Genomic DNA, 18359 nt, shown 5'->3' on the forward strand with positions numbered 1-18359 from the left:
TCAACCCCTCGCAGCGGCCATGACGGCCTCTTCGATGTCTTTGCCCTGTTCTTCGGCAGCGGCCATGGCCTCGAGAACTCGCTTGTAGTCCTTGGGCATGACCTTCTTGAAGTGCCGTCGCCTCGAATGCCATCGTTCGAGGATCGCGTTGGCGATCGGTGAGTCGGTCTCGTCCCGATGCCGTTTCAAGTCCTCGCGAACCAGTTCGGCGTCGTCGTCGGTCATGACCTCGAGGTCGACCATCTCGTTGTTCAGGTTGCGGTGGAACACGTCGTCTGGGTCGTAGACGAACGCCATTCCGCCCGACATGCCGGCACCGAAGTTGCGACCGGTCGGGCCGATGACCGTCACCCGGCCACCGGTCATGTACTCACATCCGTGATCTCCGACGCCTTCTACAACAGCGGTAGCGCCCGAGTTGCGAACGCAGAAGCGCTCGCCGACGATGCCTCGCAGGTACAGCTCTCCACTGGTGGCGCCGTATCCGATCACGTTGCCCGCGACGACGTTCTGTTCGGCTACGAAGTCTTCGGGAATCTCCTGCGGTGGCCTGACGATGATCCTGCCGCCAGACAACCCCTTGCCCACGTAGTCGTTGGCGTCGCCCTCGAGGCGCATGGTTATGCCCTTTGGCACGAACGCACCGAAGCTCTGCCCGGCCGATCCCTTGAAGTTGATCTGGATCGTGTCGTCCGGCAAACCGGCGCCGCCATGGCGCTTGGTCAACTGGTAACCCAGAAGGGTGCCGACAGTGCGGTTGACGTTCGAGATCGGTGAGTCGATCACCACCGGCTGACCGCCGTCGAGCGCCGGCGCCGCCTCGCGGATCAAGTCGTTGTCGAGGGCTCGGTCGAGCCCGTGATCCTGCGACTTCGAGCAGAACCGGTCCTGTTCCCATGGCGACTCTGGCACGTGGAGGATCGGAGCCAGGTCGAGGCCGTCGGCCTTCCAGTGCTCGACCGCCTTGTGGGTGTCGATGCAGTCGACCCTGCCGACCGCTTCCTCGATCGAGCGGAAGCCGAGCTGGGCCAAGTACTCGCGGACTTCCTCGGCGATGTATTCGAAGAAGTTCACGACGAACTCCGGCTTGCCGCTGAAGCGCTCGCGGAGGGCCTTGTTCTGGGTGGCGACACCGACGGGGCAGGTGTCGAGGTGACACACCCGCATCATGATGCAGCCAGAAACGACCAAGGGGGCCGTGGCAAAGCCGAACTCTTCGGCGCCGAGCAGCGCAGCGATGATGACATCGCGCCCCGTCTTCAGCTGACCGTCGGTCTGGACCACGATGCGGTCGCGAAGGCCGTTGATCAGCAGCGTCTGCTGGGTTTCGGCGAGGCCGAGCTCCCAGGGACCGCCGGCGTGCTTGAGCGAGGTCAGCGGGGAAGCACCGGTTCCGCCGTCGTGGCCCGAGATCAGCACCACGTCGGCCTTGGCCTTCGAAACACCGGCGGCGACCGTGCCAACACCGGTCTCGGCGACCAGCTTCACGTGAACGCGCGCTTCGGGATTGGAGTTCTTCAGGTCGTGGATGAGCTGCTTGAGATCCTCGATCGAGTAGATGTCGTGATGCGGGGGCGGTGAGATGAGACCCACACCAGGTGTCGAGTGTCGGGTCTTCGCGATCCACGGCCAGACCTTCTGGCCTGGAAGCTGACCGCCCTCGCCGGGCTTCGCGCCCTGGGCCATCTTGATCTGGATGTCGTCGGAGTTCACCAGGTATTCGCTGGTGACGCCGAAACGCCCCGATGCCACCTGCTTGATGGCCGAACGTCGAAGGTCGCCGTTGTCGTCGGCAACGAAGCGCTCGGGATCCTCGCCGCCCTCACCGGTGTTCGACTTGCCGCCGATGCGGTTCATGGCGATGGCGAGGGTCTCGTGAGCCTCAGCCGAGATCGAGCCGTAGCTCATGGCGCCGGTGGAGAACCGCTTGAAGATCTCGCTTGCCGGCTCGACCTCGTCGATCGGGATCGGACCGTTCTCGGAGGGCTTCAACTCGAACAGGCCACGGATGGTGGCCAGGTGCTTCGACTGATCGTTGACGAGGTTCGTGTACTCCTTGAACACGTCGTAGCGGCCGGCGCGCGTTGCGTGCTGAAGCTTGTAGACGGTCTCGGGGTTGAAGAGGTGGTATTCGCCCTCACGCCGCCACTGGTACTCGCCGCCGACCCACAGGTCGCGGTGGGCAGCCTCGGTCGGATTGTCGAGATACGCGAAGCGATGTCGCTTGGCCACCTCTTCGGCCAGCACATCGAGATCGACGCCACCGAGCTTGGACGTGGTGCCTGTGAAGTAGCGGTCGATGACGTTGCCTGACAACCCGACACATTCGAAGACCTGGGCACCTGCATAAGAGGCGACGGTCGAGATGCCCATCTTGGACATCACCTTCAGGACACCCTTCGAGCACGCCTTGACATAGTTGCGAATAGCGGTGCGCTCGTCGACATCGTTCATGACGTCGTGCTGGATCAGATCGACGATCGACTCGAACGCCATGTACGGGTTGATGGCACCCGCCCCATAGCCGAGGAGCAGGGCCATGTGATGGACCTCGCGTGCGTCGCCGCACTCGATGATCAACCCGACCTTGGTCCGAGTCCTTTCGCGCACCAAGTGCTGATGCACTGCGCCGGTGAGCAGCAGCGACGGGATGGGCGCCATCTCGGCGTCGCCGTAACGGTCGGACAAGATGATGATCTTGGCGCCGTTGTCGATGGCCTCGCTGACCTTCGAGCACACGTCGTCGAGAGCCTGGCGCATTCCGGCACCACCTTCGGCGACCGGGTACAGGCCGTCGATGGCGAACGAGGCGAACTCGGGACGCGACCCGTCCTCGTTGAGGTACTGGATCTTGGCCAGCTCCTCGTTGGTGATGAGTGGGTAAGGGACCACGATGTGCCGGCACGACTCGGGTCCGGGGTCGAGCAGGTTGCCTTCCGGCCCGATCGAAGAGGCCGTCGACGTGACCATCTCCTCGCGGATCGCGTCGAGGGGCGGGTTGGTCACCTGGGCGAACAGCTGGATGAAGTAGTCGAACAGCAACCGCGACCGTTCGGACAGTACGGCGATGGGAGTGTCGTTGCCCATCGACCCGATCGGCTCGGCGCCGGTGCGTGCCATCGGCGTGAGCAGGATGCGCAGTTCTTCTGTGGTGTATCCGAAAGTGCGCTGGCGCTGCACGACCGAGGAGTGCTGCGGGGTCAACAAGAAGCGCGACGGCAGGTCCTCGAGGTGAAGCAGCCCGTCGCGGAGCCATTCACCGTAAGGCTTCGCCGCTGCCAACTCGCCCTTGATCTCGTCGTCGTCGACGATGCGGCCCTGCGAGGTGTCGACCAGGAACATGCGGCCCGGCTGGAGCCGGCCCTTCTGCACGATGGTCGACTGATCGATGTCGAGAACACCGACCTCAGAGGCCATGACGACCAGGCCTTCTGAGGTGACCCAGTAGCGCGACGGGCGAAGACCGTTGCGGTCAAGCACCGCACCGATGACGGTGCCGTCGGTGAACGCGATCGACGCCGGTCCGTCCCACGGCTCCATCAATGTGGCGTGGTACTGGTAGAAGTCGCGCTTGGCGTCCGAGATCGTCTCGTGGTTCTCCCACGCCTCGGGGATCATCATCAGCACCGCGTGGGGCAGCTCACGACCCGCCAGGTGCAATAGCTCCAGCGCCTCGTCGAAGCTGGCGGTATCAGAAGCGTCGGGCGTCATGATCGGGAAGGCCCGTTCGAGACTGTCGCCGAACACGTCGCTCTTGAAGCTGCCTTCGCGGGCGCGCATCCAGTTGCGGTTGCCCATGACGGTGTTGATCTCGCCGTTGTGGGCGATGACCCGGTAAGGGTGCGCCAGGGGCCACGACGGGAACGTGTTCGTGGAGAAACGCGAATGGACCAGCGAAAGAGCCGACTCGTAACGCTCGTCGAGCAGGTCGGGGAACACCACCGGCAGCTGGTCGCAGGTGAGCATGCCCTTGTAGACGATGGTGCGGCCCGAAAGGCTCGGGAAGTAGACCCCGACCTCGTGTTCGATCCGTTTGCGCACCACGTAGGCACGACGTTCGAGGTCCATACCGCTGAGTTCGCTGTCGGCGCCGGCCAGGAAGACCTGCCTGAAGACCGGCATGGCGTCGAGGGCAAAGCTGCCGAGCGTCGAAGCGTCGGTCGGCACGGCACGCCAGCCGAGGACGCTCATTCCCTCTTCGTTGGCGATCTTCTCGATCGATCGGGCTGCCGCGTCTGGGTCCTCGACCGGAAGGAACGCCATCCCTGACGCATAGGTGCCGGCGGCGGGCAGCTCGAAGTCGCACACAGCCCTGAAGAACCCGTCGGGGATCTGGGTGAGCATGCCGGCTCCGTCGCCGGTATTGACCTCGGCGCCGGTGGCTCCGCGATGGTCGAGGTTGTAGAGGCACTGAAGACCCCGGCGAACCATTTCGTGGCTCTTGCGGCCGTGCATGTCGACGACGAAGGCGACACCGCACGCATCGTGTTCGAACGACGGGTCGTAGAGACCCTGCTTGGACGGCAAGCCGCTGTGGCGTGCAGGGGTGTGGCTCGAAGGCGTGTTCATTGGCGACGTCCTCGCGGTACTCGGGGGGCGAATGGCGATCGGGTACGGCGGGACGTCGTTGGCCCTCCGTCGGAGCGCGCCATGATAGGCGACGAAGCCATGCGCGCGAAACCGCCGATTTGTCACACCACTGAGTGACTCAGGTTCAGGTGCGGATGACCCTGACCGCTTTGCCCTGCGATCGTTCGATCGAACCGACCTCGGCGAGCACCACCGTGGCGCTGACCCCGATGTTGCCCTTGACCTTGTGGACGAGCTCGTGATCGAGGCCGTCGACGGCCGCACCGGGCTCGGGTTCGACCCGGATGGTCAAGGTCTGGAGATTGCCCGATCGCCCGACCTCGATGACGAAGTGAGGGCTGAGCCCAGGCACCTTCATGATCTCGGCTTCGATCTGGGACGGGAAGACGTTGACGCCACGGATGATCAACATGTCGTCGGTTCGCCCTGTCACCCGCTCTATGCGGCGCATGGAACGTGCCGTCCCCGGCAGCAGTCGGGTGATGTCCCTGGTGCGGTAGCGGATGACCGGGAACGCCTGCTTGGTCAGCGAGGTGAACACGAGCTCGCCGTACTGCCCGTCCGGAAGTACCTCACCGGTGTCGGGGTCGATGATCTCTGGGAAGAAGTGGTCCTCCCAAACCGTCGGTCCGTCCTTGGTTTCGACGCATTCGCTCGCCACCCCAGGGCCCATGACCTCGGAGAGGCCGTAGATGTCGACCGCGTCGATACCCAGGCGCCTCTCGATCTCGGTTCTCAGCTCGTCGGTCCACGGCTCGGCTCCGAACAGGCCCACTTCGAGCGAAGACGATGCCGGGTCCATGCCTTGGCGTTCCATCTCGTCGATGAGGTTCAGGCAGTAGGACGGGGTCACCAGGATGACTCTGGGCTCGAAGTCGCGGATCAAGTTGACCTGCTTTTCGGTCTGACCGCCAGACATGGGCACGACCGTGCAGCCAAGCGCCTCAGCTCCGTAGTGAGCGCCCAGACCACCGGTGAACAGGCCGTATCCGTAGGCGACGTGGGCTATATCGCCAGGCCGGGCTCCACCGGCGAACATCGACCGCGCCATCAGATGGGCCCACATGGCGATGTCGTCGCGGGTGTAGCCCACCACGGTCGGCTTTCCTGTGGTGCCAGACGATGCATGCACCCGCACCACCTCGCTGCGGGGTACAGCGAACATGCCGAACGGATAGTTGGCCCGGAGGTCGTCCTTCATCAAGAAGGGAAACGAGGCCAAGTCTTCGAGGCCGTTGATGTCGCCAGGGCCCGCCCCAGCGGCGTCGAACGCGTTCCGGTAGTGATCGACGTTGTCGTAGGCGTGGGCTACCGACCACTTCAGTCGTTCGAGTTGGAGCGCCCTCAGCTCGTCGGTCGACGCTGTTTCGATTGGATCAAATACGGCCATGGGCAAAACCTATGCCCCGCCGACTCGACATGAGGAACGGCCGCACCCTTCCAAGCTGATGATGCGGGTTCGATTCCCGTCGTCCGCTCCACGCGAAACCCCAGGTCAGGAATGATTTCCTGGCCGGGCGAGCGTAACGCCGATGGGTCCCACGGGCCGTCGTGCCTACACGTGCCTACCGAGTTGGCACCGAGCACGAGGAGCCTTTCATGGCCCGAGCCCGTTCCTTCGGCAGCATCCGCAAGCTGCCCAGCGGCCGCTACCAAGCGCGCTACTGGCACCTCGGGAAACAGATCCCGGCCGACACCACGTTCGCCAACAAGACCGACGCGCGCCGCTGGCTCGCCACGATCGAGGCCGACATGTTCCGCGGCGTCTGGATCGACCCGAAGGCCGGCAAGATCCCGTTCGCTGAGTACGCGACTCGGTGGGTCGCCGAGCGTCCGGTGCGTCCGCGGACGCGTGAGATCTACGAGGGCCAGCTCCGCCACATCGTGGCCGTTTTCGCCGACGTGGACCTGTGCGACGTCCACCCAGTCGCGGTGCGGACGTGGCACGGCCGGCTGGCAGCGAGCGGCCTGCACCACAACACGGTGGCGAAGATCTACCGGCTGTTTCGCTCGATCATGACGACCGCCGTCGACGACGGCCTGATCGCCCGCAACCCGGTCCGCATCAAGGGAGCGTCGGCCGAGCGGATGATCGAGCGCCCGCTCCTCCGGTGGGACGACGTGCGCGCCCTCGCCGGGGCCATCCACCCGAGGTTCGAGTGCCTGGTCTGGACGGCAGCGGCGAGCGGTCTGCGCTTCGGCGAGTTGGCCGGCCTGACAATGGAGCACGTCAATCTTCACCGCCGGGAGCTGCGAGTGATGCAGGCGCTCCACGACATCAAGGGCCAGGGACCGACCCTCGGACCACCGAAGACAGAGAGCGCCGTGCGGACCGTCCCGGTCGCCGAGTCGATCGCGGTCCGACTGGCCGCCCACATCGAGGAGTACGTCGATGTCGTCGAGCCGGGCGCGCTCGTCTTCACGTCGCTCCGGGGCGGCCCGCTGCTGAACACGTACTTCGCCCCGCAGTGGTCGAAGGCGAGGGACGCGGTCGGCCTGAGCCACGTCCGCTTCCACGATCTGCGCCACCTCGCCGGCACCGAGGCTGCAACAGCGGGCGCCTCGCTCCGGGAGGTCATGTCGATCATGGGCCACGCATCGAGCGCGGCGAGCCTCCGCTACCTCAAGGCGGCGGAGAGCCGAAGCCGCGAGATCGCCGACGCGATCGGCCGTCGGATGGAGAGCTGACTCACTACTGCGACGCGTGACGTGCTTGTTGGAGTCGCCGGTCGAACTCCTCCTCGTACCGGCGACGCACCAATTCCCGGTGCGGTTCCTGCAGCCGCCTGATCCGCCTCGCCTCGTTCTCGCGCTCCCAGTCGGCGAGTCGCTCGACCAGCCAGACGATGCCGGCCGGGTCGTGCGAGCGCATTCTGCCGAGCGCGTGCTCGTACTTCCGGCTGAGCATCCACCGGCTCATCACGAGATCGTCGTACCGCTCCTCGAGGTCGACCAGCTCGCGGCGCAACGCACCGATGGTCGCCTCGCAGTCCGTGTGATCGGCGAGCTGCTCTGGAGCAACCGCGGACGCCGGCGGCTGATTCGTTGGAGCGACTGGCGAGACGACCGGCATGGGCGTCCCACACCGCCGGGCGGCGTCGCTGGAGTCGTTCTCTTCTTGCGACGAGGCCGCTTCCCGCTCGGCTCGCCGCGCGGCGCGAGTCGCCCGCATCCGTTCGGCGTCCGACGCCCACTTTCGCGGTCGTCCGGGCTTCCGCTTCTCCTCCCCCATCCGACGCTCCTTTCGATCGGGAACCAGCCAGACTCCAGTTCCCGACTCCCGGAAACCCTCCCGGAAACCCTCCCGACTTCCCGGAAACCCTCCCGACTACCGAACCTGGCTCCCGGAAACCCTCCCAACGGGCCGCCCGCCGGCCGACCCGCGAGAGGATTATTGAGTGGTCCAGCCTGCGCATAGTGCCGGATCCCGGACGGGTTCGAGGCCGCGGCGGCGGCGCGAATATCGAGCTGCAGCAGGCCGTATTGAGGAGCGCTCTCGCCTGGTCGTACAAGCAGATGGCCCGTTCGCGTCGGTTTCGGCGCTCAGATGCGAGGTGGCCCGTTGACCACGCGGCCACATGAACGTACAGTTGTCGTTGCGGGCAGATCGGAGATGCCAATGTCAGTCAACCCCAGGCTTCGTCGTCGGCTAGCAGTGCCGCTGATCGCCGCACGAGCGCTCCTCACGTCCCCGTCGGTAGGACTGGCGATTCAGAGCGAGAACGGCTACAAGAACTGCGGCACCAAGATCGCAGCGATGCAAGCACGTGCTCTCGGTGGACTTGCTCACACTCCTCCGGGCGGTTCGACAGCGAACTACTTCCTTCCGAACTGGACGACTATCACGCGCAACGGTGCTTACTCAGGGAACTGGGTCGCTAGCGCGGACTACTTGAACTTCGGTAGCACGTACGCGTTCTGTCAGCCGTACGGGTGACCCTTGAGTCGGATTGCACCGCTTGCCGCGTTCGTGCTGTGCTCGGTTGCGGCGTGCGGTGGCGAATCCGGACAGGCCAGTACAACGGCCCCGTTGACCCCCACCGAGTGGGTCTCGTCAGTAAGAGGGTGTTTGGAACAGGCCGGTGTCGAGGTCATTCCGCTGCCCGAGGGTGGTGGGGCGTTCGAATACCGGCCGCGCGCCGGCATGTCCGACTCGGAGATGGACACGATCGTGTCGCGCTGTCAGGAGCCGCTCGGTGCTATACCGAACCCGGTTGACGCAGAGACTGCCGATCGATATCTGGACCGTGGGGTGGTTGTGGCAGACTGCCTCGATCAGTTGGGGTACGAGATCTCGCAGGCCCCGTCGCGTGAGTTCTTCCGGGCAGAGTTCGCCAAAGGCAACGGCCCACCTTGGGATCCGTGGGCCGAGGTGTCGTCGCAGTTTGCGTCGGTCGACGACCAACAGGTGGCTCTGAGTCGCTGTCCACCGTGGCCGGAGTGACGGTCCGGAGGCCGTTGCGTTTCGCTCTGTTCGCCGTGTCCGTCCTTTCCGTGACGGCACTGTCGTTCTGGGCGGGACGCACCGTTACGGATCCACCCGATTTGCAGCAGCCCGAACCGTCGGCAGCGACCTACATGGCGCGCTCCGGTGAACTCAGTCGCTCCATTCCGTTCTCAGTTGAAGCAGAATGGGTTCCGTTATCCAGCTTGAGATCCGCGGCGGGGGGAGTAGTGACGCAACTTCCTCTGGACACCGAGGTGAGCGAGGGTGACCCGATAGTTTCCATCAACGAGCGGCCAGTGATTGCCGTGGCGAGTCCTGTTCCGTTCTTTCGCGAGATGACGGTCGGCAGCACAGGACGCGACGTGCTCGCGCTCGAGGAGTTCTTGGTGCGTGCCGGACTGCTCCCCGGAGACGCGGATCAACGGTTCGATGCTGCCACGAGCGACGCTGTTGCGGCATGGCAAACGAACCTCGACCTGGACGCCACCGGGATCGTCGAGCGCGGCGATGTATCCGCTCTGCCGAGTCCAGGTCCGTTCCCGGTTCGGGCGATCGTTGATTTGGGCGTACCGGTGGATGCCAATGACGTTGTGGCTGAGGTGCTCGAGTCGACTCCGCGCGTGTCCGTGACAGTCGCCATCGAGGAGCTGGAGTCCATCCCGTCGGCGGCGGAGGTCGTCGTCCAGCGAGCCGGGGACGAACCCTGGACGGGCCGCCTCGGCGCCTCGACCAGAACGAACGACGGCCTCGCAGTGATCATGATTGAACCGATCGGGTCGCCGATCTGTGACGCTCCGTGCGATGTCGTTCCGATCGCTGGAGCAGCCAGACTCAGCGCTCAGATCGTGATCCAGCGCCCAGTCGTTGGCGTCATAGTCCCCACAGCTGCCATCCGCCACGACGCTGGCGGGGCCACCTCGGTGCGGACTCCGACGGGCGAAGTCGCGGTCTCGGTTGTCACCTCAGTCGATGGACTGGCGATAGTTGACGGAATCCGAGACGGCACCGAGGTCGTTCTACCGGAGGAACCGGTTGATTGAGCTCGATCAACTGAGCTTCGCCTACGGCGACACGCCACCGATCTTCAGCGACGTCTCACTCGTCGTGCCCGCAGGGTGCATGCTGGGCCTGACGGGCCAATCAGGCGTCGGCAAGTCAACTCTCCTGTTCGTCATCGGGCTCCTCAACAGACCAGTAGCGGGAGCCGTGCGCCTCGACGGACGAGACCCGTGGAGAATCGGCGACGCCGCCCGCTCGCTGATTCGGGCGACCACGATCGGGTTCGTCTTCCAAGACGCCGTGCTGGACACCTCGCGCAGCGTGCTCGACAACGTCCTCGAAGGTGACGTGTATCGTGGCCGGCGGCGACGTGAAGGAGAAGATCGAGCGATCGCGCTCCTCGCGGAGTTCGGTGTCGACCTGCCACCGTCCAGACGGCCAGGCGAGATATCGGGCGGTCAAGCCCAGCGGGTTGCGTTGTGTCGAGCGCTGCTCGGCGACCCTCCCGTGCTTCTGGCCGACGAGCCGACCGGGAATCTTGACGAAGACAATGCGGCTGTCGTGATTGCCGGTCTTCGCTCTCACGTCGATGCCGGCGGCACCGTCATCGTGGCCACACATGACAGGCGAGTAGCAACCGTGTGTGATCGCGTCATCGACATTGGCGCCCTCTCACCAGGTCAGCGGTCGTGACGGCGACGATCTTCATCGAGTCGTGGGCAATCGCTCGTAGCCAGCGGGTTACTTCGGCAATCATCGCGACCATCGTCGCGATCGCGGTCGCAGCGACACTCCTGACAGTCGGCCGAAGCGTCCAACAGCAGCGCGAGATCGCCGCCGTGTTCACCTCCGGCGGAGGGCAATCAGTCGTCATCGAAGACGATCTGGATCCAACGCTGATCGTCCCAGGTGCCCTCGCCCGCGTCGAGAGCATCGATCTTGCGCTGGCCGTTGTCGGACTCGGGTCGACCATAGACGTTCGCCTCACCACGATGCCTGGCGCGGCACCCGTGCCTGCGCGCGCCGTTTTCGGCGCCAACGAAGCACTCGTGTTCACAAGCGACGAACCCGGGGCGTTCGTCGACGAAGCCGCGATGACACGATTGGGGCTCACCGAAGCAGGTGGCGCGGTGACCGACAGTTTCGGACACATCTGGCCAATCGTCGGTCGGTTCAGAGCGTCCGGGCCCTTCTCCGATCTGAGCAGCTTCGTCCTCGTACGAGGTGAACCGGCACAGTCCGACGGACTCTCCACCATCCGCCGATACCACGTAGTAGTGGATTCGCCGGCGGCAGCAGTCACAGTCGGTCCTGCTGCCATCGCAGCGCTGGGTGTGGCTCCCGGCTCCATGAGCGTGTCGCTTCCTATCGAGGTCGCAGACTTGCAGGCGCAGGTCGAAAGCGCAACCGTGCGGTTCGGGAGTGTTCTGGTCGCCGCAGTGCTCGGCCTGGCGTCGATCACAGGAGCGTTGGCGGTGTTCGCCGTGGTGAGCGCTCGTCGGCGCGACTACGGACGTCGACGTGCGCTCGGCTCGTCGCGCGTGCAACTCGTTGCGCTCGTCGAGAGTTCGACCGTCCTCGCTGCCATACCTGGCGCATGCGTTGGGGTCCTCATCGGTGTGGTTTGGCTACGAATCACGATCGGCGGCTGGATCGGGCTGGAGTTTCCGCTGGCGGCAGCGACACTGGCCGTCGGCGCAGTCGGACTTGGGGCACTACCTTCCGCATTGGTAGCCGGATTGCGAGATCCGTTGAACGTTCTCCGTACTCCCTGAGCTTCCGGCGGCAGTCACAAATGGTTCACTGGGTTGCGACCCACGCAACCGGCTCGGGTACGGGGTCGCTGCTTCGCGGTGCGGTGCGAACACGGTGGGCGGGCATCCCATCGAACTCCTCGACCGCAACGTCAACCTCGCCTCCACGACGGACGGGCGGCCGAGCAAGCTCGCCGGACAGGGCGGCTACGGGCTCCCGGTCTTGACTGGCGACGAGATCCCATTCTGGTCCGGGAACGACCTCGGATGGCCCTCCAACCCACACCAGCCACTGTCGCGCCTTCCCGCCGGAAACGGGGCCAACCGCGTCCGACGGCGCGGGCGTCTGGGCCGACGCAGTCATGCTCACCTGGGGCGGCTTCATATCCAACCGCGACGGCACGAACACCGGAGGCGACGACGGAATCATCTACCGCCCGCCCGCCGACTGAACCCACGCATAATCCCGCTCAGCGCACCCTCGACATGCCGAACAGTTCGGCACGGATGCGCTCGCTCACCCGCTCGGAAATGTGCGGCATCACCGACCAGAGCGCGTTTCCGAACGCGTGCAGCAACGGTGGTGCATATGTGTAGGGCGTCGGAGTTGGGGCGGCGTTCGGAAACGGGACGGCTGCGGCGGCTGATGGCGGGCGGTGTCGATGTAGCGCACAGGCTGGTCGGTCCAGGCAGCGTGTCGCGCGCAAGATCGAGGAGTAGAGAGTGACGCCGAGCTCCTCGTCCGTCGACAGGGCACCGCCGTGCGCGACACTCTGTCGATGGCGGGTCCCAGCTTGACGACGATCAAGAAGCTGTTTGCGCTCTCGTGCAATCGGTGCGCCTTTCCGGGGTGCGATGAGCGCCTGACCGACCCTCAGTGGAACGGCGTGCGAGCTGACATCGCTCACATCCGCGGGGCCAAGCCAGGTGCTGCTCGCTATGCGCCGGAGATGACCGACGAGGAGCGACACGCCCCGGAGAACTTGGTGCTGCTGTGCCCGAATCACCACCGCGAGATTGATCAGCTTCGCCCGCAGGACTGGTCCGCAGACCGACTGCTTGAGATCAAGGCTTCGCATGAGCACGGCTGCGAGAACCGGGACTGGGCGGCGGATCAACTACTCGACTTCTACAGCTCAATGCTGCTGTCTGCCGACTCGCCGTCGGCGATCTCCTCGCCCGCCGCTCCGCGACTCGTTGTCCGCGACGGGCCGAAGGACACATTCGTCGTGGTCAACGTCGGCGAGTCGGACGCTTTCGATGTCAGCGTCGAGGATGCAACAGGCGACGAAGGCGGTGGAGTACTCCGCCTCGAGGAGTCCCCGCTGCGGAGGCTGTCACCAGGCGGCGAATGGCGGGCCGGCCTGCACATGCAGACGTTCGGCAGCGCAGGGCAGTCAGTTGTGCGAGTGAGGTGGCACAGCGACGATGGGAACGCGTTTGACGCCGAGTTCCCCCTCTCCTGATGGGGCCGCGCTCAGCCCAGTCAACTCCGGTCGTTCTTCAATCCGACAGGACGATCGCGAGACGCTGGAGGGCGGGGGCGCGGTCCTCCATCGGGACGTCTCCCCAACCTGCTGCGCGGTGGTCCGACAGCGCCTCCTGGAGCCATCTCCAACGTCGTCGGAGTGCCTTGGGCGGAATCGGTCCGTTGTCGGCGACCGCCAAGTCGTCCAGGCTCGCTGCGGCGAGCAACATGGCGGCATCGTTCAGGTGCTTGCTCCGATCGGGCGACGCGACCAGTTCCTTCCAGGCGGTTGTCTTCGCAAAGAGCGCACCGGCGAGCGACGGCACCCTGAGCACGACGCCACGCTCCCCTGCGAGGTCGATTCGGATCGGAGTAGCGGTGAGCAATGCCTGCTCGGCGCCGGGCGCGGCGAGCAGCTCGAGTCCGGGCCGTGGCGGCTCGACATTTCTCGTGCGGTTCTCGGGCGCGAGCAGATCGATCGTCGTTCCGTCGTATCGGCGGTGACGAACACCGAACTCACCCTCCATCCCCGTCTCCACCAACTCGAACGAAGCGCGGCGGAGCGCTTCCGAGATTCTCGCCAGTATCTCTCGATCGGCATGTACATCGCCCACCACATCGCCGTCGTCAGTCGGACGCAGTGGCGTCCCGCCACGGCTTCGCAGCACCACCTCGACCATCAAGCCACCGATCAGACACCACCGGTCGATCGGAACCTCGGCCGCCAGATCGCCGAGCGCCTCGAACACCCGGCGCGAAGTCGCGGGCAGGTCGCCTGCCGGGAAGACGACGGTCGGCATGGCGTCCACGAGCTACCTCGACCTGCGTTCGAGCTCGTGTTCGAGCTCACGGGCTGAGCGATCGCCGGCCTCGAGCACGTCGAGCCACGCCGCGGCCAGCGGCACCGCTCCCGGCTCCCGCGAGCTCGCCGCACCCTCCGGGTCGTCCACCACGTGCAGGACGACCCGCGGGACGTCCGAAGCGAAGAGATGGTGCTCAGCGATCACCGCGTCGACATCTCGCTCGACTACGTAGAGGTCGGCCGGGAACTGCGGACGCACGGCAGCGCCGAATCGCGAGCCGGCGTGCACACCACCGACGAGGACACGCTGATCATCGAGGAGCTGCGACTCGAGTTCGGGCAGCACGTCCAACTCCACCCGGCGCGCCCGTCGCCGCAGCTGCCACGCACGCTTGCGCAGAACATCAGGCGACACCTCCCCGTCCTCGACCGCGCGGAGGAACGCCCATGCTCGATGTTGCGACCAGGGCCGACCGCCGGCGTTCTCCGACCTCGCCCGCCGCTCCAGCTCCGACATCGGAATCAGCCAGCGCCCAGCGACCTTGTCGGCCCGCAGCTCGCCCGCCGAGATCAACGCCTGCACGCGCGACCGGTCGACACCAAGCCGATCCGCGGCCTCCCGCACCGAGCAGACATCCAATGCCATGCGATAACTATAGCAGATCTGCTATAGTTTTACACTTCCCCAGATTCAGCTACCGCGACTGTGCCTACGATGTGCCTGGAACAGCCGACACCAGCCGGACACAGCGGACGGCACGGGATAATCTGAACGGCGACAGATCCGACATACGGCCTGCTCACAGCACGTTTCGGCAGGTCACGGCGCCGCCCGCCGAATCAGCTTCGTGCCACTTCCAAGCTGATGATGCGGGTTCGATTCCCGTCGTCCGCTCCACGCGAAACCCCAGGTCAGGGTGCAGATCCTGACCGGGTGAGGCGCTGGTATAGCCGCAACAGACAGGATTCCGCCTGCGCCTCCAGCCCAAACGACCTGCGCCAGTTCGACTACCACACTTTCGCGGCATACCCAAGAAACACAATAAAGCGCCTTCTGTTGTGTTTATTGGGTTTACGGCGTAGTCTGTCGACATGCGTGGCATCGCGAGTGACCCCAATCTCTTACCCAGGGGCGACGAACTGCTCACCACGGGCGAGGCGGCCAAGATCCTCAACTGCACGCGCCAGCACGTCGTCGACCTGTGCGACCGCGGCGACCTTCCCTTCACCACCGTGGGCACGCATCGCCGAATCTCCCGCCGGGACGTCGAAGCCCTCAAGTCGAGAACCGACCGGCTGAGTCGCGACGAACGTCGCAGCCTCTGGCTTGCCTACGTCGTCGCCGGCCGGATCGCCACCGAACCTGAACGCACGATCGGTGACGCACTCCGCCACATCGACAAGATGCGTCCCAATGCCCGAGGACAGGCCAAGAAGTGGCTCGACGAGTGGACGCGCCTCTTGAACGGTCCCGTCGATCGAATTCTCGCGGCGCTCACCGATCGCTCCCTGCGCGGGCGGGAGCTCCGGCAGAACTCCCCGTTCGCCGGCGCGCTCACCGAGGAGCAGCGCCTGAAGGCTCTGGAGGCGTGGCGCTCCAAGGACGTCGGCAATCCCCGAGGCCGCCGGTGAACCGCGAGCAGCTCGCGCACATCGTTCGAGCTGCCGCAACGATCACCGGCGACGGCGACATCGTCATCATCGGCAGCCAGGCGATCCTCGGGGCAGCAGACGTCGGACGCTTGCCCGAGGAGGTCACGATGTCGATGGAGGCTGACGTTGCGTTCCGCAACGACATCGACGCCAGCAAGGCCGATGCCGTCGACGGAGCGATCGGAGAGCTCTCGCAGTTCCACGAGAAGTACGGCTACTACGCGCAGGGCGTACAGATCAGCACGGCAGTACTTCCGGCTGGCTGGGAGGACCGAGCCGAAATCCTCGACAGGCCAGATTCCCGACCCGGGTACGCCCGCTGCCTGGAACCGCACGATCTCGTCGTGTCGAAGCTCGTCGCCGGGCGACAGAAGGACATCACGTTCGCAGCCGCCCTCATCGAGCACGGCTTCGTGGCTCCCGCGATCCTGCATGAACGAGCCGCGCTGCTGGACCGGCCGAACGCCCTGATCCGACGGGTACGAGATCTCATCGTCCGCTGCTCGCCCAGGGAGTAGCCCGGCGATGGCGTTCGAGCGCTGAGACGCCGTGCCTGCGGCGTGCCTGGAACAGCCAACACCAGCCGGTCACAGCGGACAACACGGCATAGCCTGAACGGCGACACATCCGACAAACCGCCTGCTCACAGTACGTTTCGGCAGGTCACGGCGCCGCCGAATCAGCTTCGTGCGACTTCCAAGCTGATGATCCGGGTTCGATTCCCGTCGCCCGCTCCATGGCGAGGTGTCCAGCGGCCACTACCAAGCGCTCGTCCGCAGCTCCGCAAGCAGATCCCGCCCGACACCCCGTTCGCCACCAAGACCGACGCGTAGCGCTGGCTCGCAACGGTCGAGGTCAACATGTTCTGCGGTTTCCGGATCGACCCGAACGCCGGCAAGATCCCTTTGGCGAGTACGTGACTCGATCGGTCGCCGAGCGTCCGGTGCGTCCGAAGACGACGTCATTCAGGGGTTCGTCATCTCGCGTCCGGACGGGCCGATCCGCGTTGACACGGGCGTGGCCGACAACCACGACCTCACCAACGAGCTGTAACGACCAACGACGACGCCGCTGGTCGCTGCACTCGACCAGGGTGGCTCCACGGGCGCCCGCATCGTCGATCCGTCAGATCGGCCGTCGCGCACAGCGCGCGCCCGGCATCGCTGTGACAGCCCTTCACTACGATCGCCTTGCGGACGGATCATTCAAAGACGGAGGAGAACGCAGATGTGGGATCGTGACCTGATCTTTCAAGCCATACGGGAGAGCTGGTGCCCCGAAACCTGCGGTGAGCCAGCAAGGTTCACACCCGAGAACCCCTCCTGGCAGCAGTGTGACGCGTCGGCGTTCGTCGCGTGGGAGTACCTCGGTGGCGACTTGGTGTTGGGCAAGGTATTCATCGACGGCGAGCAGACCGAGCACCACTACTGGAACCGCATCGATGGTGAAGACTTTGACCTGACGCGCGATCAGTTTCGAGACGGTCAGTCCATCGTCGAAGTCAACGTCATACCTGACGCCTTTCTCAAAGAGAACATGCAGACGATGAAGCCCGAGGTGCTCTCCCGTGTCGAGATCATGCGGACGAAGGTGTCAGCGATCGTCGAGGCCGCGCCTGGCACATAGCCGGTCGTCAGGAGGTCCGTGGTCTTGGCGTAGCCGCTCACCACCCGATGGGCAGAGGGTCGGGGCCTTGGCCCCTGATGTCGTGGAGTGAGTGCATCACCCCCAGCTCCCGGTCGGCCAGTCGCTGCAGCAACGACACGTCAAGGTGAAATCGAAGGCACGGCGATCAGCGCTCACGACCGTGCGTCCTGAGGCGGCGGCGATGGCGGCGATGATCAGGTCGTGGGCACCACGAGGCCGACCTTCCCGTCGCACGGCGACCAGCAGGCTCGCGTGTCGCAGGGCGACGCCCTGGAGGGATCGGCGTTCCGTCGTCGCGCACCGACCGCTCCGAGGCGGCCGATGAACCGCAAGCAGCGTGCTTCTGGAATCATCGCGCTGTGAACCCGTCGAGCGAGCCAACCACCAACCTCGTTTTCCTCCCGGGCAGTTCAGGCCACGGATCATTCTGGGACCCGATCCGCGAGCAGCTCGACGACTACCCCTCCGAGGCCCTCGACTGGCCTGGACTCGGCGGTCACCCACCCTCGCCCGCGGTGCGCAGCTTCGACGATCTCGTCGACTGGACCATCGAGCAGATCACGACACCGTCGGCACTCATCGGCCAGTCGATGGGCGGTTTCGTTGCCATGCGGGTTGCGATCGCACGTCCCGACCTCGTAACGCATCTCGTCCTCGCCGTCACCTCCGCAGGCATCGATCGGCAACGCCTCGGGCTCGACGAATGGCACCTCCGGGCCCAACCAGGGGATGCGCAGTGGGTTGCAGACCCGCAGCCAGCACTCGACGAGTACATCGCGGGAGTACGCGTTCCGTGCCTGCTCCTTTGGGCCGACGAAGACCCCATCAGCCCGCTACCGCTCGGTCGCCGACTCCAAGAACTCATTCCCGGAGCGATTCTCACCATCTATTCGTCCGACGACCACTGGGTGGTTCTCGAGCACGCCGCCGACGTCGCCCGCCAGATCCGAGAGCTCACGACGCCGGACCGCTTGAGCTGACCAGTCGTTGCGCCGACCC

At 65.2% G+C, this 18359-nt stretch carries 16 protein-coding genes; 11 read left to right on the forward strand and 5 right to left on the reverse strand.

Features of this window, described 5'->3' with window-relative positions; all coding sequences use genetic code 11:
* Window positions 1-4569, reverse strand: a complete 4569-nt coding sequence (gene gltB, locus R2770_16745) for a glutamate synthase large subunit (protein ID MEZ5282110.1) — start codon at window positions 4567-4569, stop codon at window positions 1-3.
* A 145-nt stretch (window positions 4570-4714) separates the two neighbouring features.
* Complete coding sequence (paaK, locus tag R2770_16750) at window positions 4715-5980, reverse strand: phenylacetate--CoA ligase PaaK (protein MEZ5282111.1); 1266 nt, start codon at window positions 5978-5980, stop codon at window positions 4715-4717.
* Between the two features lie 209 nt (window positions 5981-6189).
* Here paaK and R2770_16755 point away from each other — a divergent pair, with 209 nt between their 5' ends.
* The gene (locus R2770_16755; protein ID MEZ5282112.1) at window positions 6190-7278 is read left to right on the forward strand and encodes a tyrosine-type recombinase/integrase; all 1089 of its coding nucleotides are present in this window, start codon (window positions 6190-6192) and stop codon (window positions 7276-7278) included.
* Window positions 7279-7282: 4 nt separating this feature from the next.
* Here the strand turns inward: R2770_16755 and R2770_16760 are convergent, their stop codons facing one another.
* Window positions 7283-7822 carry a hypothetical protein gene (locus tag R2770_16760; GenBank protein ID MEZ5282113.1) on the reverse strand — a complete coding sequence of 180 codons (540 nt, stop codon included), beginning with the start codon at window positions 7820-7822 and terminating at the stop codon, window positions 7283-7285.
* An 837-nt stretch (window positions 7823-8659) separates the two neighbouring features.
* Here R2770_16760 and R2770_16765 point away from each other — a divergent pair.
* From R2770_16765 to R2770_16785, 5 genes are all read left to right on the forward strand, one after another.
* Window positions 8660-9034 (forward strand): hypothetical protein, encoded by a 375-nt coding sequence (locus tag R2770_16765; GenBank protein MEZ5282114.1) that lies wholly within the window; start codon window positions 8660-8662, stop codon window positions 9032-9034.
* Window positions 9035-9135: 101 nt separating this feature from the next.
* Window positions 9136-10077 (forward strand): peptidoglycan-binding domain-containing protein, encoded by a 942-nt coding sequence (locus tag R2770_16770; protein ID MEZ5282115.1) that lies wholly within the window; start codon window positions 9136-9138, stop codon window positions 10075-10077.
* Window positions 10070-10729 (forward strand): ATP-binding cassette domain-containing protein, encoded by a 660-nt coding sequence (locus tag R2770_16775; GenBank protein MEZ5282116.1) that lies wholly within the window; start codon window positions 10070-10072, stop codon window positions 10727-10729. Before R2770_16770 ends, R2770_16775 begins: the two co-directional genes overlap by 8 nt.
* Window positions 10726-11811, forward strand: a complete 1086-nt coding sequence (locus R2770_16780; protein ID MEZ5282117.1) for a hypothetical protein — start codon at window positions 10726-10728, stop codon at window positions 11809-11811. Before R2770_16775 ends, R2770_16780 begins: the two co-directional genes overlap by 4 nt.
* Window positions 11812-12584: 773 nt before the next feature.
* A complete protein-coding gene (locus R2770_16785; GenBank protein ID MEZ5282118.1) occupies window positions 12585-13256 on the forward strand; it encodes an HNH endonuclease signature motif containing protein in 672 nt (223 codons plus the stop codon).
* Between the two features lie 37 nt (window positions 13257-13293).
* Here R2770_16785 and R2770_16790 read toward each other — a convergent pair whose 3' ends face one another.
* Both R2770_16790 and R2770_16795 read right to left on the reverse strand, forming a co-directional pair.
* On the reverse strand, window positions 13294-14067 hold the full coding sequence (locus tag R2770_16790) for a hypothetical protein (GenBank protein MEZ5282119.1): 774 nt from the start codon (window positions 14065-14067) through the stop codon (window positions 13294-13296).
* Window positions 14068-14070: 3 nt separating this feature from the next.
* Window positions 14071-14706 (reverse strand): helix-turn-helix domain-containing protein, encoded by a 636-nt coding sequence (locus tag R2770_16795; protein ID MEZ5282120.1) that lies wholly within the window; start codon window positions 14704-14706, stop codon window positions 14071-14073.
* Window positions 14707-15152: 446 nt separating this feature from the next.
* On the opposite strand from R2770_16795, the gene R2770_16800 reads away from it, so the two are divergent.
* From R2770_16800 to R2770_16820, 5 genes are all read left to right on the forward strand, one after another.
* A complete protein-coding gene (locus R2770_16800; GenBank protein MEZ5282121.1) occupies window positions 15153-15692 on the forward strand; it encodes a helix-turn-helix domain-containing protein in 540 nt (179 codons plus the stop codon).
* The gene (locus R2770_16805) at window positions 15689-16231 is read left to right on the forward strand and encodes a DUF6036 family nucleotidyltransferase (protein ID MEZ5282122.1); all 543 of its coding nucleotides are present in this window, start codon (window positions 15689-15691) and stop codon (window positions 16229-16231) included. The genes R2770_16800 and R2770_16805 overlap by 4 nt, the downstream gene beginning before the upstream one ends.
* Window positions 16232-16940: 709 nt before the next feature.
* Window positions 16941-17339, forward strand: a complete 399-nt coding sequence (locus R2770_16810; GenBank protein MEZ5282123.1) for a hypothetical protein — start codon at window positions 16941-16943, stop codon at window positions 17337-17339.
* 222 nt (window positions 17340-17561) lie between these two features.
* Window positions 17562-17723, forward strand: a complete 162-nt coding sequence (locus R2770_16815) for a hypothetical protein (GenBank protein MEZ5282124.1) — start codon at window positions 17562-17564, stop codon at window positions 17721-17723.
* Window positions 17720-18340, forward strand: coding sequence for an alpha/beta hydrolase (locus R2770_16820; protein MEZ5282125.1), 621 nt, complete (start codon window positions 17720-17722; stop codon window positions 18338-18340). The genes R2770_16815 and R2770_16820 overlap by 4 nt, the downstream gene beginning before the upstream one ends.
* Window positions 18341-18359 lie beyond the last annotated feature (19 nt).

The sequence above is a fragment of the Acidimicrobiales bacterium genome, from assembly GCA_041394185.1.
Classification (GTDB): Bacteria; Actinomycetota; Acidimicrobiia; order Acidimicrobiales; family Poriferisodalaceae; genus JAAETH01.